General features: G+C 59.1%; 11 protein-coding genes. 7 read left to right on the forward strand and 4 right to left on the reverse strand.

Annotated elements, in window-relative coordinates:
* Nucleotides 1-70: 70 nt before the first annotated feature.
* The 5 genes from ACUTJJ_RS04065 to ACUTJJ_RS04085 all read left to right on the forward strand — a co-directional run bounded on the left by ACUTJJ_RS04065 (nt 71) and on the right by ACUTJJ_RS04085 (nt 6,349).
* A complete protein-coding gene (locus ACUTJJ_RS04065) occupies nt 71-817 on the forward strand; it encodes a helix-turn-helix domain-containing protein (RefSeq protein ID WP_445541384.1) in 747 nt (248 codons plus the stop codon).
* On the forward strand, nt 814-1,671 hold the full coding sequence (locus tag ACUTJJ_RS04070) for an ABC transporter ATP-binding protein (protein WP_445541385.1): 858 nt from the start codon (nt 814-816) through the stop codon (nt 1,669-1,671). Before ACUTJJ_RS04065 ends, ACUTJJ_RS04070 begins: the two co-directional genes overlap by 4 nt.
* A gap of 56 nt (nt 1,672-1,727) precedes the next feature.
* Complete coding sequence (locus ACUTJJ_RS04075; RefSeq protein WP_445541386.1) at nt 1,728-3,647, forward strand: iron ABC transporter permease; 1,920 nt, start codon at nt 1,728-1,730, stop codon at nt 3,645-3,647.
* 169 nt (nt 3,648-3,816) lie between these two features.
* Nucleotides 3,817-4,650 (forward strand): DUF1206 domain-containing protein, encoded by an 834-nt coding sequence (locus ACUTJJ_RS04080; protein ID WP_445541387.1) that lies wholly within the window; start codon nt 3,817-3,819, stop codon nt 4,648-4,650.
* A gap of 115 nt (nt 4,651-4,765) precedes the next feature.
* The gene (locus tag ACUTJJ_RS04085) at nt 4,766-6,349 is read left to right on the forward strand and encodes a Na+/H+ antiporter (RefSeq protein WP_445541388.1); all 1,584 of its coding nucleotides are present in this window, start codon (nt 4,766-4,768) and stop codon (nt 6,347-6,349) included.
* 75 nt (nt 6,350-6,424) lie between these two features.
* On the opposite strand, the gene ACUTJJ_RS04090 is transcribed toward ACUTJJ_RS04085, so the two are convergent.
* From ACUTJJ_RS04090 to gnd, 3 genes are all read right to left on the reverse strand, one after another.
* A complete protein-coding gene (locus tag ACUTJJ_RS04090; RefSeq protein WP_445541389.1) occupies nt 6,425-7,828 on the reverse strand; it encodes an O-antigen ligase family protein in 1,404 nt (467 codons plus the stop codon).
* 147 nt (nt 7,829-7,975) lie between these two features.
* Nucleotides 7,976-9,346 (reverse strand): glucose-6-phosphate dehydrogenase, encoded by a 1,371-nt coding sequence (zwf, locus tag ACUTJJ_RS04095; RefSeq protein WP_445541390.1) that lies wholly within the window; start codon nt 9,344-9,346, stop codon nt 7,976-7,978.
* Nucleotides 9,347-9,357: 11 nt separating this feature from the next.
* On the reverse strand, nt 9,358-10,362 hold the full coding sequence (gnd, locus tag ACUTJJ_RS04100) for a phosphogluconate dehydrogenase (NAD(+)-dependent, decarboxylating) (protein WP_445541391.1): 1,005 nt from the start codon (nt 10,360-10,362) through the stop codon (nt 9,358-9,360).
* Between the two features lie 439 nt (nt 10,363-10,801).
* On the opposite strand from gnd, the gene ACUTJJ_RS04105 reads away from it, so the two are divergent.
* Nucleotides 10,802-12,571: a diguanylate cyclase gene (locus ACUTJJ_RS04105; protein WP_445541396.1), complete on the forward strand. Its 1,770-nt coding sequence runs from the start codon at nt 10,802-10,804 to the stop codon at nt 12,569-12,571.
* A 40-nt stretch (nt 12,572-12,611) separates the two neighbouring features.
* Here ACUTJJ_RS04105 and ACUTJJ_RS04110 read toward each other — a convergent pair whose 3' ends face one another.
* A complete protein-coding gene (locus tag ACUTJJ_RS04110) occupies nt 12,612-14,555 on the reverse strand; it encodes an ABC transporter ATP-binding protein/permease (RefSeq protein WP_445541392.1) in 1,944 nt (647 codons plus the stop codon).
* A gap of 224 nt (nt 14,556-14,779) precedes the next feature.
* Here ACUTJJ_RS04110 and ACUTJJ_RS04115 point away from each other — a divergent pair.
* The coding region (locus tag ACUTJJ_RS04115) for an MFS transporter (protein ID WP_445541393.1) at nt 14,780-15,962 on the forward strand (1,183 nt) is incomplete at its 3' end.

The following is a 15,962-nucleotide window of genomic DNA, read 5'->3' on the forward strand; positions in this document are numbered from 1 at the left end:
GCGACTATGGGTCTCTTCCATGGGCGCCGTCGCGATAGCGCTATGAGGAATTCCATTGCCTGAAAACACGATGAAACAGCCGCAAAGGGCAGCCGATCTTCAACATGTGCAGCGGCCTGTGGCAGCCATGGCGCGGACCTATGAGCAAAGCGTCGATTTTGGCTGGCACAGCCATCGCCGGGGGCAATTGCTGCAGATCATCGACGGCTTCATGACAGCCCGCACCCCTGATAGCTCATTCATCATCCCCTGCGGCTATGGTTTGCTGATACCCCCAGAGCTACCGCATGCCGTCCATTCACACGGCCGGGTCGCCATGCAGTCGGTCTATATCGAGCCGGACCCAGGGATCGCCATGCCGTGGGAGCCGACACGTGTCATCTCGACCTCTACGCTGCTTTCTGCCACGGTTGGGGCGTTCCTGAACCAGCCAACTCTTTATGACGAAAATGGCCGCGGCGGCCATCTGGCAGCGCTGATCCTCGAAGAAATCGCCAATGCGCAGGAGGGTCCTTTTGCGCTGCCAATGCCCAGTGACAAGCGCTTGCAGCGGCTGTGTCGCGATCTTTCGGAGACCCCATCGCTCGATCTTGATATAGACCGCTGGGCAGACAATCTCGGCATGAGCCGGCGCACCATGACCCGGAAGTTTCGAGTTCAGACGGGCATGAGTTTTGCCGAATGGCGGCGTCGCTTGCGGATGGCGCATGTCATGCGCCGCCAGGCAGAGGGAGCGCGCCTGGAAGAGGCTGCCGCAGACGTCGGTTACCGCAGCTTGTCCTCTCTGCGCAAAGCCATGCGCGAGGTTGCGGGATGACGGGGCTCGCAAGCAAAGAGAAAACGGAGACAATCGCCGCTCAGGCGATCGGTCTCAGCGTCCTATACGATCAAGCTCAAGCGCTCCGAAAGGTCGATGCAAACGCATTTGAGGGTCGTATTACCGCAATATGCGGCGCGAATGGCTCAGGTAAAAGTACGCTGCTCAAATGCCTCGCCGGGCTCGAGCAGCCGACGGAGGGCGAAGTCCGCTTGTCCGGACAACCGCTCGCGGCATTGTCACGACGCAACGTGGCCCGCCAGGTGGCCGTCATGAGCCAGACACCAGAGATTCCAATCGACCTGAGCGTCGAGGACCTCGTTGAACAGGGCCGCTATCCTCATCGTCCATGGCTGGGACGCCTGTCGTCACGCGACCGAGAAATCATCGAAAGCGCCATTTTTCGCGTCGGCCTTCAAGACCTGCGTGCGCGCCAACTCACGACCCTCTCCGGTGGTGAAAGGCAGCGGGCCTGGTTGGCGATGGCTCTGGCGCAGGAACCGCGTATCCTTTTTCTTGATGAACCCACGAGTTTTCTCGACATCAGACATCAGGCCGAGCTGCTGACCCTGCTGCGCAAACTCAATTTCGAGGAAGGACTGACGATCATCGCGGTGCTTCACGACCTCAATCAGGTCATGGACATCTCCAGTGACGTCATCCTGATGCGAAAGGGTGAGGTTCTCGCCGCTGGGCCGACGCATCAGGTGCTCCGGGCTGACCTGTTGCAGCAAGCTTTTGAGTGCCACGTCGACCTCGTTCCACATCCCGACGGAAGCGGTCGGACCTATTGCATGGTCGACTGGGTCGGCGCTGGCAACAGGCGGGCCCACCCGGCTTCGGCTCAATCATGAATTTGTCGCACCAAGCCATTTCGCGATCGGTTTCAGCCCTTGTCTGGCCATTCGGCGTGATCCTTCTGCTGCTCCTGGCAGCGCTTGAACTGAGAGCGGGAAGCCGGCTGCTGGGCTGGTGGGATGTGTTTCTTTTTCCGACACGTCCTCATACGCTGGCGCAGGCAATTCTGGAGACCACCCGGGCGCCCCGCGTGGTTGCAGCAATATTGACTGGCGCGGCCCTTGCGCTGGCAGGTTCGGTTCTTCAAACGGTCTTGAAGAACCCCTTGGCGGCACCTGATATCTTATCCGTCACCAGTGGCGCGCAGCTTTTCCTCATCGTATCGACCCTGCTGCTTCCCTTGGCTCTGCCACCCATCATTGCAACAAGCGCAGGCGGCCTCGCTGGCGCCGCCGCGTGTCTTGCACTGGCAGGCGGCTTTCAGGCACCGCCGGGCCGGTTGGCGCTTTCCGGCGTCGCCGTATCGCTCTGTTTTTCCGCCGTATCATCGGCCATCGTGCTCCTTGCCGACGAACGGGCGTCAGGTCTGTTGCTCTGGTCCTCCGGTATTCTCGACCAGACGGGTTGGGCCAAGGTCACAACGACAATCCCCTTCGTGCTCCTGTCCCTCCTGACGCTCATGCTGATGGCGCGCGCGCTGGACTTGCTGGGGTTGGGCGACCAGGCTTCTGCCAGCCTCGGGTTGACACGGACCGTCACGCTTTCGGGTTTGCTCATCGGCGTTCTTCTTTGCGGCTGCGCCGTTACCCTTGCAGGGCCCATCGGCTTCATCGGCCTTGCCGTTCCAAACGTGTTGCGCGCACTGGGTGTAACCCGGCATCATCGCCATCTGCCGCTTTCGATAATTTGGGGAGCGAACGCTTTGCTTCTCGCAGATTTGGCGACACAATCCTTCGCGCGCAATGGCACGACCATACCCACAGGCGTTACGGTTGCCTTCTTCGGCGCACCCGTCATGCTCTTCCTGCTGCGGACGGCAAAAATCGGAGGAGAGCGCCGCATCGGCTTGCCGATCGGCGTTGCGCGGCCGCCTTTTCTCCTCGCCGTTGCAGCCCTTACCGCCCTGGGCCTGATTGCGATAGTGGCAAGTCTTGCGACAGGCGACGGGGTATCGCTCACAATCGCAGAGGTGAGAGGAAACCTCGACCTGCGAGCCCCTCGCCTTCTGGTCGCGCTCGGCTGCGGCGCATTGCTGGGTGCGGCGGGCACCGTCATTCAGGCGGTCACGCGCAATCCGCTCTGCGGTCCCGAGACGCTGGGCCTGACGCAGGGAGCAGCGCTGTTCAGCCTCGTCGCTCTCCTGTTGGGACTTGCACCCGCAACGCCAGCATTCCAGGTGGTCGCTCTGGCCGGGGGCATTACCGTGCTCCTGCTGCTCCGGTTGCTGGCACCGAACTATTCGCCGGAGAAACTGGTTCTCGCTGGTGTCGCAATCGCGGCGAGCCTGGGTGCGGCCGCAACGATCATTGTCGTGGAGGCTCGCTTGCAAACGGCTCAGGCGCTTTCGTGGCTCATCGGCTCGACGCACGCCCGTGGCTACGCCGACGCATTCGTGTTGATGCCATGGGTATTCGCGCTGTCGGCTATCGGCCTGCTTTTCAATCGACATCTCGACGCCTTTTTGCTCGGAGACGAAAAGGCCCGCTCACTAGGGCTCTCGACAGGGAACGCGAGCAAATATGCGATGCTCTATGCCGCCAGTGCGGTCGCAATCGCCGTGTCTTCCATCGGGGCCATCAGTTTCGTTGGCTTGCTCGCACCGCACGCGGCTCGACTTCTTACCGGAGCGCGCCATGCCAAAAGCCTGCCTGTCGCGATGGTCCTTGGCGCGGTGATACTGGCCCTCGCCGATACGGTCGGTCGCAGTGTTATCGCTCCGCTCGAACTTCCGGCGGGCATCATTACCGCGATTATCGGTGCACCCGCTTTCATGCTGCTGCTCCGTTCCGGATCGCGGTCGAGGTCGTCGTGATCTGAACGGAAGAACTCACCCCGCATTGCCGCGCATTTATCCAGACGGCGCCCCAGAGAGGTAGAGAGACGGGACCTAGCGCGGCAGAGCCATTTTTCAGTGCGGCGTGAAAACTTTTGGGCTTCTCAGGCGTTCAGGGTCGGTCCCTCGAAATCGACTGGCTTACACAATGTCAACGAACACCCACTTTGAACTGCTTGCGAAAATCGGATACGCCGCTCGGGGCATAGTGTTCGTTCTTGTCGCTGGCCTTGCACTGTTTTCCGGGTTTGCGGATCAAAAAGCCGATACGAAGTCGGCGCTCGCAGCGCTTCTCGACCAACCGTTCGGACGGGTGTGGGTTGCGCTGATCGGGATCGGGCTTCTCGGGTTCGTTGTGTGGAGGATCGCCCAGTCCTTTGGCGATAGCGACGGCCACGGAAACTCGGGCAAGGCCATCGTCATACGAGCCGCGCTGTTCGGCAGCGCGATAACCTATCTCGGCCTCGCGGCCTACGCGCTCGGCCATGCCGTCTCCGCAGGCGGCGGCGAAGCATCAGGCGAAAAGGGCCTGGCGCAATGGATCATGTCCCAGCCGTTCGGACCTTACCTTGCGATTGCGGTCGGATTGGGATTCGTCGGCGGCGGCGCGGTCACCGCAACAAAGGGGATCACACGCAGATTCGAGAAGTACCTTCGACTACCCAAGGACAAAAATATCACCAGTTGGCTGTGCGTTTACGGGCTGGTCTCACGTGGCATCGTCTTCGCCGTCACTGGCATCCTTTTCACCTATGCTGGCTTCCGAGTAGATCCTGACCAGGCCGGAAGCATGTCGGATGCCTTGCAATGGCTCCGCCAGCTTCCGTTCGGCTCGCTTGTCTACGTGGTCGTCGCCGCGGGCCTTGCGGCATTCGGTGTTTATAATCTTGTGGAAGCGCGATATCGCATCGTCCGCGGCCCCTCCCTTTCTGACATCAAACGGGACGGAAAAGCGGCTGTCTCGGCGCTGAAGCGCCTGTAGATGAACGGGCTCGAGGATTGCCGCAAACACCGTCAAACCGGTAATCGCCAGGGCCGTTGCATTTTGACGAAACTGGTCTTTTCATAGCGTTCAGACCTGGTTTTAGGGGACGCATATGGACGGCACGCATCTGTTCGAACTCGTGATAGCAATGTTTCTCGCTATTATCGTGTTGCATTACATTGCACATCGCATGGGCCTGCCGCCCTCCGCAGCGCTACTGGTGGGCGGAGGCACGTTGGCATTCCTGCCCGGCCTGCCAACGATCTCCGTTAATCCCGAGCTGGTCCTGGTGATATTTCTACCACCCCTGCTGCTCGATGGCGCCTGGTCGATCGCCGTCGATCGGCTCAGGCGGCACGTCTTTGGAATTGCGTCGCTGGCAATAGGTGCTGTGCTGTTCACGACAATCGTCGTCAGCATTGTCGTTCACCTGCTGATGCCTTCCCTCCCGTGGGCCGCCTGCGCTGCTCTTGGGGCAATCGTTTCCCCTCCTGACGCGGTTTCGGCCCGTGCCGTGCTGGAAAGGGTCAAGATACCCAGACGACTCCAGATCCTTCTGGAAGGTGAAAGCCTTCTGAACGACGCAAGCGGGCTCGTGCTGTTCCGCTTTGCGGTCGCGGCGGCAGCCGGCAGTACGTTCAGCACCACGGATGCACTGGCTGCGTTCGTTTTTTTGGCCGTGGGCGGCGCTGCGGTTGGCGCTGTCGTCGGCTTCGCGTGGGTGAAGCTGGTGCGGCATCTGGGAGACGAATATCTAATGATCGCCGCGACGGCAATCCTGTCGTGGGCCGCCTATCTCCTGGCGGAGCAGATGCAAACATCAGGCGTCATTGCCACGGTGACCGCGGGATTGATTGCATCATGGCATCAGCACACCGTCTTGTCTGCCGCGACGCGGATGCGCGGCACGTCATTCTGGAATGTGCTTGTTTTCCTGATGGAAGCGATGGTCTTCATCCTGATTGGACTATCGCTGCGAGCTGTCGTTGAACGTGGAGGCGGCTTTAGCGCCGTTGTCGGCTCCATGGCCCTCCCGGCAGTGACGATCCTCTTGACGCTCGTTGTCGCCCGGTTTGTCTGGATATTCGCGTCCGATTTCGTGATCAGACTATTCCACAGTCTGAAAATCGCGCGCTCGGTGCCGCTTGGAGCAGGAGGCGCGACGGCGCTCGGTTGGGCGGGCATGCGCGGCGTGGTCACGCTGGCGCTTGCTCTCAGCCTGCCCGAAGATTTTCAGGGTCGTGACTTCATTCTCATCACGGCTTTCGCCGTCATTCTGGGAACCGTTCTCATACAGGGAACGACGCTTGGATGGATCATTGCCTGGGCGGGGCTTGGCAATATCGAGCCGGAGCGCGCGCCGATGACGATGAGCGAGGCCGAAGCCTCCATGGCGCAGGTCCAGTTCGATACTGTCCAGGCACTCGCTTATGATGAACACGGAGAACTGATCCACCCGCAACTTTTGAAACGATACGAACATCGGCTGGCCGCAAGCGTCAGATACGCCGAAAGTACCGAAAAGTATTCGCCGCTTCTGCATGCCCACTTCGACGTGGTTCTTCAGGCTGTCGCCGCGGGCAGGCGGGAGCTCATTCGCCTCCGCCGCGAAGGCAAGATCGATGACGAAACACTGAGAGAACTTGAGCACGATCTGGATCTCGAAGAACTCAGTGCACTGTCCGCCAAGGCCTAGTACCGTCTCGCCCTCGCACAACCTTGAAAGGACCGCCTCGCTTAAACACCGCCGGCTCAGGCAAGATTCCAGACTTCATTTTTTCCGCCTCCAGTTGCCCGGTGGCCGCGCATTTTCGAGCGTCTTTCGCGAGATGGGTAATTGGAGGGCCGGTAACAGAGCCCTGCCCGCAGCGCCAGCAACCCCAAAAGACCGAGGCTTTGCCTCGACTTCGACGAGGCTGGCATTCGCCTGCAGACGCAGGCCCATAATCGCCACCACAAGGAAGAACCAGACGAAACCCGCGCTGAGCAGGAAAAGGGTCTCCAGAAAGCCATAGAGCAACACATAGAGCCAGATGCCGACATAAAGCTTTGTCAGCGGGCTTTTGCGCGTGTCCTCATCCATTTTGCCAAGATAATGGAGCGGCAGGATGTAAATCCACACCATCACCAGCGCGAGGCCGGGAATACCACCCATGAGAACGAGGTCGAAATATCCATTATGTGCCGATGGCGCGGTCGTTGCCCAGCTGTTCTCTGTCAGGCTTGATAGCAAGGTGTCACTGCGCCAGAAGGCCTGGTAGCCATAACCAAGCATCGGTCGCAGCTTCATATAATCGATCGCGACGTTCCAGACATCCGTTCTGCCGGTGAAGCTCGCGTCGATCCCCATATTCGTCAGCATTTGATTAAACACGGGATCGATCGTTGTACCCATCACGACGACGGTGAAGACAATCAGAAGCAGCGTCACCGTGATGTAGCGCCACCGGGGCCACCCCACGATGAACCAGCCGGTTCCGACGATGATGGGAACCAGACCGAGCACTGTCTTACCTCCCGATTTCACAAGAAAGATCATCGAGAGGATCAACATCACCACACCGCCGATGAATGACCAGCGTTTGGCGAGATAAATGGCTGAGATGATCAAAACTGCCATGACGGAGGCAGCTTCGTTCTTGTGCTGGAAGACGCCGCGCCAGTTACCCGCCAGAAGCGGCTCGAGCGCATCGCTGGCCTGATGGATCGAGCGCGACGGCAGGACGAGGACACCGAAATAACAAAGCAAAAGGATAATCGACACACCGATGGCCAGCAGCGTGGTGAAATGCCTTTCCGTGCGTGGCAACTGCAGAAAGCAACCCGCAAGCACACATATGATGGCGCACATGACGAGACGCCGCAGAGAGAAAACGGGTGCGTTACCAGTCAACGACGTAAACGCGTACCAGCCGAAGATCGCAGCCATAAGCAGACGCGGCGTGAACACCAGGGAAAAGGACTGCTCCTTGATCATAAAGACAAGGAAACTGACGAGGAGGATGACTGCGGTGAGCTGGTTCAGAAGGTTTGAGCCCTCCGCCGCCGCGGTACCCTGGTAAGTCGTTGACAGCGACATATAGGGCGAGAAACCGACCGTGAAATAGAGGAACGTCACGAAAAACAGTGTATTCCGCCAAATTCCACGGGTCGGGTCGTCGTGGACTGCTTGCATGTCGGGATTCTTCTCTTTCGTGCCGATCATCTGTTTCGGTGACATCAATATCCCGGGTAAATCCTATTTTTTAGTTATTCCGAGTAAACGGATAGGTGGAAAGGCCATCATGCTTATGATCGAGCGGGTTTAGTGTCTGCCCCGCCGTCACTCCGGATCGACCCAGCCACCCGGGGGAGCAAAATCTGCCATTTCCGCCGGTCCCCAGCTCCCGACATCGTAAGATGGGGGTATGGCGGGATCATCGAGAATGGGTTCGACAATCTTCCATGCCAATTCCGCGGCATCCTGGCGGGTGAAAAGTTGCCGCTCACCGGCCATCGCATCGCCGATCAGCCGCTCATACGGCGCCATGTCGCCAGCGCCGTCATCGACAGCGCCCAGCTCCACTGCCTCGCCCAGCATGCCATCCCCGGCGGCCTTGCGACGGGCGCCGATACCAATTGCGATGTCGGGGCCCAACCGGAAACGGAGGTAATTGGCGGGTGCTGTTTCGACATCACTAAAAAGGGAGATCGGCGGGCGCTTGAACCGGACCACGACTTCGGTTGCGTGGGCAGGCAGGTTTTTCCCGGCTCGGATGTAGAATGGCACGCCGTTCCATCGCCACGTCGCCACACGAAACCGGACGGCGGCAAAGGTTTCGCGGCTAGATGTGGGCGCGACACCCGGCTCGTCAAGATATCCCTTGAATTGTCCACGCACGACGTCGGCGGGACCAAGCGGGGGCATGGCCTTCAGTATCTGCACTTTTTCATCGACCAGATCATCTGACGCGCTTGTGGCCGGCGGCTCCATCGCCAGCAAAAGCAGGACATTGATCAGATGGTTCTGTATGACGTCGCGAATACACCCAACCTCGTCATAAAATTTGCCACGCCCCTTGATGCCGAAATCCTCGGCCATGGTGATCTGTACGCTCTCAACGTAATTGCGATTCCAGACCGGCTCCAGAAAGGCATTGGCAAACCGGAAATAAAGAAGGCTCTGAATAGCCTCCTTGCCCAGGAAATGATCGATCCGGAAAATTGCATCCTCGTCGAACACCTTGTGCAACGCCCTGTTCAGCGCCTCAGCTGTGCCGAGGTCGCGGCCAAATGGCTTTTCCACCATCAACCTTGCCGAGGCCGCTATTCCGGCTCGATCGAGGCCAGTCACGACGGTTTCAAACAGCGATGGCGGAATGGCGAGGTAATAAAGTGGGCGATGGTGATCCTTCAGGGCCGACCGCAGCTTTTCAAACGTTGCGTCATTGCGGTAATCGCCAGAGACATAATCCAGTTGCGACGCAAATTTCGCGAAGACAGCCTCATCGATCTTGTCGACATGGTTCGCCACCGCGTCGCGCGCACGCTTTAACAGCTGGTCGCGCGACCAGTCATCGAAGGCAACACCGATGATCGGCGTTGCCAGTGCGCCACGTTTGACCATGGCGTAGAGGGAGGGAAAGATCATCTTGTAGGCGAGATCGCCCGTGGCGCCGAACACCACAAGGACGTCAGATCGCTGCTTGTTCATCGCAGGTACTCTCATTTGGATTTTTCGAGATGGCCACCGAAGGCATTGCGCATCGCCGAGAGCACCTTGCCAGCAAACTCCGCCTCCCCACGTGACGAAAAGCGTTCAAACAGGGCGGATGCCAGAACGGGCGCCGGCACGCCTGTTTCGACTGCCGCCTGCAATGTCCAGCGCCCCTCGCCTGAATCGGACACCCGGCCGCCGTACTGGTCAAGATGAGGGTCCTGTTTCAGCGCCTCCGCCGTCAGGTCGAGCAGCCAGGAGCTGATGACGGAGCCGTGCCGCCACACCTCGGTCACGGCGGGAAGATCAAAGTCGAACTGGTAATATTGCGGATGGGCAAGCGGCGCCGTTTCGGCATCCGCCTCACGATGCTGAGTGCCGGCATTGGCAGCCTTCAGGATATTCAGACCTTCCGCATACGCAGCCATGACGCCGTATTCGATACCATTATGGACCATTTTGACGAAATGCCCTGCCCCTGATGGACCGCAATGCAGATAGCCCATCGGCGATGTTCCCGTAACGGGATCGGCTGCGATGCCAAGACCGGCTCCAGGTGCAAGAGAGGCGAATATCGGATCGAGCCGCTTCACCGCATCAACGGGTCCACCGATCATCAGGGAATAACCGCGCTCAAGTCCCCAGACGCCCCCGGATGTTCCGGCATCGATGAAGTCGATGCCAATAGGCGCGAATTCAGCGGCAAGATCAATCGCGTCACGGTAAAACGAGTTCCCGCCATCGATGATCGCATCGCCGGCCTGGAGTTTTCCGGCGAAGTCGCGGGCAATCTTTGGCGTAATGGCGGCGGGCAGCATCAGCCAGACGGCACGTGGGGAAGACAGCTTGCCGACGAGGTCGTCCGGGGAGGTCGCACCGGTTGCTCCCTGCTTCACCAATGCGTCGACATTCCCGGGATTGACGTCGAAAACCACGCACTCGTGGCCCTGCCTCAAAAGGCGGCGCACCATATTTGCGCCCATCCGACCAAGCCCAACCATTCCGATCTGCATGCTGACACTCCTTTTGTGCATTCATTGCTGCTAGTTCATTCGCCGGGGCGAACGCGAAAGTTCTTGGCCCTCGACACCTCCGCGATCCGACAGACAAGTTGCACACAGTTTCGCGGCAAGCAGATTACACGGAAGAAGGTGAAGGCTGTTGCGGAACTGAAAGATCATCTTGCAAATCTCGACCGTGGGAAAGGGTCTATTCGGGACAAGAACAGGAGACGGGCTTGCCGGTTCCTGCCCTTATTTGAAATCGGCTGCGGCCTCACCAACAAGCTAGGTATTCGCGAAAAGACACACAACTAAAGATTTGGTAATTTAAACGGCAGCTTGCGTTGGACATTTCGGGCTACTCGACTACAACGAACGTTAAGGATCCGACCCTGAAACTGGACCCGCCGCACCCGGTTGCCAAGCCATGCGGCGAGCATTTGGCGCCATCATGCGGCTTAGCACCATCACAAACCTCGCATATGCTGTGACCCTGATACTGACGACAGTGTCGGCGACCACATTCATTCTGTCGGCAAGAAGCGCGTCTCAAGAGCGCGCGGCAATCGAGGATCATCTTATTTTGGATGATCTCGCTGAAGAGATTGCAATCATAGCGGACGAGCGTACCGAGGAAGCGCGGCTCTACGTCATGCGCGGCGACGAGCGACATCTGGCCAGATTCTACGTCGAGGAAGACCAGGAAAACCACCTCGAAACGGCCCTGGACAAACTCGCCAAGCGCGGTGCGTCGCTTCAGGAGGAGGCTCTTTTCGCGACCATACGAAAAGACGCCGACGCACTGGACAGCAAGGAGCGCGATGCCATCGGCCAATACCGCTCTGGTCGTCAGGCCGATGCGCAACAGATCCTTTTCGGCGACGACCATTATCAGCTCCACACCGGCCTTTTGAAGAGCGTTGCAGACCTCAGAGAAACAGTGTCGGCACGCACGCAGGCAGCTGTTGATGAGGCGAAGAGCCGTAGCGACTTCTACGGATCGATTGCGAAAGTCATGCTGGCGCTGACGGCGCTGATGTTTTTGGCCGTGCTCTATTTTGTCCTGAGCAGACGGGTGGCCGCCCCCTTAATCAGGATGAGCAACATCGTCATGCGTCTTGCCAGGCAGGATTACAGCATCGATGTGCCCGACGAAGGGCGTCGTGACGAAATTGGCGAGATGAACCAGGCCATCAGGATTTTCCGCAGCAACGGGCTTGAGCGGGAGCGCCTCGACGCGGAGCATCGTAAAAACCAACGCATCAAAGACTTGATCCTGCAGATGATGCATCGGATTCAGGCATGCCAGAACCAGGCTGAGCTATCCGATGTGGTGTCGAGGTTCATGCCGCAGATTTTTCCCGCCATCGCCGGACGCCTGCTCGTGTTGAAGGAAAACAGTTCGCTTCTTCAGTCTAGCGGCCAATGGTCCGATCCTGCCTTCTCCGCTCCGGATTTTTTGATCGATGATTGCTGGGCGCTGCGACGCGGACGACCCCACGTCAGCAATCCCGATGGCGACGATGTCGTCTGCCACCACCTGAAGGAGAATTCCGGCACCGGGCTTTGCATTCCGCTGACGGCGCTCGGCGAAACCGTTGGCCTGCTGTATCTCGAAATCCCGATGCGAAACGATACGCTCGAGACAGAGCGACTGTATCTGGAGCTTCTCGCGGAAAATATCGGCCTTGCCGTCGCCAACCTGCAACTGCGACAGCGGCTGGTTTCGATGGCCCGACAGGATGCGCTGACAGGGCTTGCAAACCGCCGCTCTCTGGATGAGGCTCTGAACAGGCATGTTGAAAAGCCGGAGGAGCCGATCGCTTGCTTGATGCTCGATATCGATCATTTCAAGCGTTTCAACGACCGCTTCGGCCATGATGCCGGCGACGCCGTGATGCAGTATGTTGCCCAGGTTCTCTCCGAAGCTCTGGGCGGCGCGGGAGACCTGTTCCGGTTCGGCGGCGAAGAATTCACGGTACTGATGCCGGGAGTGGATATTGAGGCCGCGAAAGAGATTGCGGAAAAACTGAGACGCGCCGTCGAGAAAGCGCCGTTCAACTACCGCGGCCGCCTGCTTGACCCGGTCACGATTTCTGTCGGTATCGCAACCGCGCCCGCCGGCGGTACCGTGAGCAGCGTCCTGGAGCGCGCCGACGCTGCCCTGCTGAGCGCTAAACAGGGCGGCCGCAACAAGTGGGTGTCACTCGACACGCTTTGACGTGGTGATCGTTCTCCCTGAATCCTGCGGCAAGCGGCGGCTATCTCCGTTTGACCATGCGTCGGAGAAGCGAACCCGACCTGGCCTTCCGGGGAACAAGATCGACATCGCTTACCAGTTTTGCGCCGCCGTCGCGGCGTTCCAGCGTTATCTTGCGGGTGTGAAAAGCCTCAAGTTCGGCGCGATGCGCCACGCTGACGATCGTCGCATCGGGCAATTCGTCGATGACGGTCTGCATCATCTTATCCTGGCTCTTCTCGTCGAGAGCCGCCGTCGCTTCGTCCATCACGATAATATCGGGATCGTTCAGCAATAGCCTCGCGAAGGTAAGCCGCTGCTTTTCGCCGCCTGACAGCGTCTGGTCCCAGGGAGCGTCTTCCTCGACCTTGTCCTTGAGATGACCGAGACCCACCTTTTCGAGGGCTTCTCCGATCTCTTCAAAGGACCAGCTGTCGGCGGCCTGAGGATAGCTGACTGCGCGGCGCAATGTGCCGGACGGGATATAAGGCCGTTGCGGTAGCATGAAGAGCCGGCTGTCAGCCCCAAAACTGATGTTGCCGCCGCCCCATGGCCACAGGCCGGCAATGGCCCGAACGAGCGTACTTTTGCCGGAGCCGGATTCGCCTGCAACCAGAACCCTCTCGCCCCGGCCGATTTCGACATCGGTTTCCTTGACGACAGCGGTCCCGTCTCCAAGCGAAACGGAGACATCCTTCAGGCTCAGCATCGTTTCGCCTTCGGTCTTGCCGCGCGCAATACGGCCAAGCTTATCGCTCTGCTCGGCGCGCTCCAGACCATCCAGCGACATCATGAGAGATGCGACACGGCGCGCGCAGGCGTTCCAGTCGGCAAGGCGCGGATAGTTGTCGACAAGCCAGCCAAAGGCGGATTGAACGATGGTGAAGGCGGAGGCGGCCTGCATGACCTGGCCAAGCGACATGCTTCCATCGAGAAATTTGGGAGCACAGAGAAGAACAGGGACCACGGGCGCAATCAACATCGATCCATGCGAGACAACGGTGGTCCGCATATATTGCTGCGCCATCTGCTTCCATTGATGCCGGACGTTGCGGAATCTCTTGTCGAGATCGCTGCGCTCTTCCTCTTCACCGCCAAGAAGCGCAATACTCTCGCCATTTTCCCTGACGCGGGTCAGCGTATAACGGAATTCAGCCTCCAGCTGGTTTTTGACCTCTGAAACCCGGACGAAATTTCTACCAATCAAAGCGATCGAGGTAGAGGTGATAAAGGCGTATATGACCGCCGCGATCACAAGGAACCCGGGAATCGTAACAGACACTCCGCCGATGGGAAGTGTCAGCGCACCGCCGATAGTCCAAAGGACGACGATGAAGGTGGACGCGGATACAAAGGCAGCGATGACCCCGGCCACGAAATCGACGGGTGCCTCGGTGGCGATCCGCAGGTCCTCAGAAAGTCTGGCCTCAGGGTTCTGGTGGTCTCCGTCAATCAGATTGAGCTGGTAATAGCGGCCATTGGCGATCCATCGCGACACCATGAGTTTGGTCAACCACGAACGCCAGCGTCGTTGGACCCGCATTCTGACATAGACCTGCGACGTGACGATAAAGACGCTTCCCAGAACAAGCGGCGGGAAAATGGAAGCCAGGAAATAGACAGTCGATGCGTCACGCTTCTCGATCGCGTCGAAGATACCGCGGTTCCAGACGTTGATGCCGTACTGAAACGCGACGTTGATGCCGATCATCGCCAGAAGCCCGATGCAGAAGGGCCAGGCGAGCGCGTCGCCACGTCGGCTCCAGAATCCCCGCGCGCTGATCCAGAAGCGTTTAAGCAGATATTTCTTGCGCGCTTCGGCCGCCTCCTCCGGTGTCAAACCGGGGTCGGGTTTTATCTCCTCCGGCGGAAGAGGCTCTTCAGGGGCATCCTCGGAATGATCATTGTTGATGTCATTCTGGTTGGTGTCGTCGGAGGGGTGCGGTTTTGCATCAGGATCGATCATAGCCGCAATAACGATCAGCGATTTGAAAAGTTGCTGGTCCGAAAAAGATTCGCACTGGCCTGAAATTGGCCCCCTCGCCGCTCCTTCCCGCCTGCTCCGCCTAATCCCCTTTCGCCGCTTGTGCGCCGCACAAATTCGGACAAATAGGCATGAAATTCGGATTTTTAGATACATATCATCCAGAGAAAATCGTCTAAAACTCTGCCATCTTAAGGAGAGACACCATGACGGACACGACGACACAGTTTGATGGGCCGGCGATCGCGCTGGAAACGGTAGACGAACCGGGGTGGACCGCCGCCACCTGGTTTGCCGTCCTTTCAATGGCTGCAACCAGCTTTGCGCTGGTATCGGCGGAGTTTTTACCGGCGGGACTGCTAACACCGATGGCACGCGATCTCGGTATCAGTGAGGGTACTGCCGGTCAGGTCGTGACGGCGACCGCCTCCGTCGGGGCCGTGACGGCACTGTTGAGCAACGTCCTCATCGGTAAGCTTAACAGAAAAACGGTCCTCGTCGGCCTCAGCGCGCTCGCTATCGCATCCAACATCCTAGCGGCGTTTGCAGCTGATTTCTGGCTTTTGTTGCTAGGTCGCGCAGGGCTTGGTATCGCGCTCAGCGGTTTCTGGGCGCTTTCGGTTGCCGTCGTGGCGCGCCTCGTCGGTACGAATGCGACCGGCCGCGGCATGGCGATCGTCACCCTCGGCGTGTCGCTGGCGACGATAGCTGCGCCCTCCATGGGCGCCTTGATCAGCGACTGGCTGGGATGGCGCACCGCCATGGCGTTGACGGCGGGACTGGCGGTCATCGCCATGCTTTTACAGATCATCAGCCTCCCCACGTTGCCGGCGAGCACGAGCAACAGTCTGTCGGACGTATTGGGTTTGACCAAGCGGCGTAGCGTTCAGCTGGGGATGCTTGCGATCCTCCTGCTGATGACGGGACATTTTGCCGGCTCGGTCTATGTTCGCCCCTTCCTCGAGAAGGTGACGTTACTCGATACCACACCGATCGCCCTCGCCTTGCTGGGTTTCGGCGTTGCTTCCGTGATCGGTAACGTCGTGGGCGGCCGGATGGCTGATGCCAGCATTCGCGTCGCCCTCATCGTCACGGCGGCACTGATGGGGTTCGCAACGATCGCTCTCGTCATCTGGGGCGTTCATACCGGCGCTGCTTTTGCACTCGTCGCGCTCTGGGGCCTTGCCTTCGGCATGGGTCCGGTCGTTCTGCCGACAAATCTGTCGCGCGGTGCACCCGATGCGCTGGAAGCAGCGGGCAGCCTGATGGTTGTCTCTTTTCAGGTGGCGATCAGCATCGGAGCGGTTCTGGGCGGTTACATCGTCGATTCCTACGGCGCGACCGCGCCGCTGGTGCTCACTGCTGTTCTCGCCGGACTGACGGTCGCAC

This window comes from Agrobacterium sp. DKPNP3 (assembly GCF_052686535.1).

Bases quoted from the DNA above. Each gene is read 5' to 3' on its own strand.
- ACUTJJ_RS04065 (WP_445541384.1), top strand. From the start codon at position 71: ATGAAACAGCCGCAAAGGGCAGCCGATCTTCAACATGTGCAGCGGCCT.
- ACUTJJ_RS04070 (WP_445541385.1), top strand. From the start codon at position 814: ATGACGGGGCTCGCAAGCAAAGAGAAAACGGAGACAATCGCCGCTCAG.
- ACUTJJ_RS04080 (WP_445541387.1), top strand. From the start codon at position 3,817: ATGTCAACGAACACCCACTTTGAACTGCTTGCGAAAATCGGATACGCC.
- ACUTJJ_RS04085 (WP_445541388.1), top strand. From the start codon at position 4,766: ATGGACGGCACGCATCTGTTCGAACTCGTGATAGCAATGTTTCTCGCT.
- ACUTJJ_RS04090 (WP_445541389.1), bottom strand. From the start codon at position 7,828: ATGCAAGCAGTCCACGACGACCCGACCCGTGGAATTTGGCGGAATACA.
- zwf (WP_445541390.1), bottom strand. From the start codon at position 9,346: ATGAACAAGCAGCGATCTGACGTCCTTGTGGTGTTCGGCGCCACGGGC.
- gnd (WP_445541391.1), bottom strand. From the start codon at position 10,362: ATGCAGATCGGAATGGTTGGGCTTGGTCGGATGGGCGCAAATATGGTG.
- ACUTJJ_RS04105 (WP_445541396.1), top strand. From the start codon at position 10,802: ATGCGGCTTAGCACCATCACAAACCTCGCATATGCTGTGACCCTGATA.
- ACUTJJ_RS04110 (WP_445541392.1), bottom strand. From the start codon at position 14,555: ATGATCGATCCTGATGCAAAACCGCACCCCTCCGACGACACCAACCAG.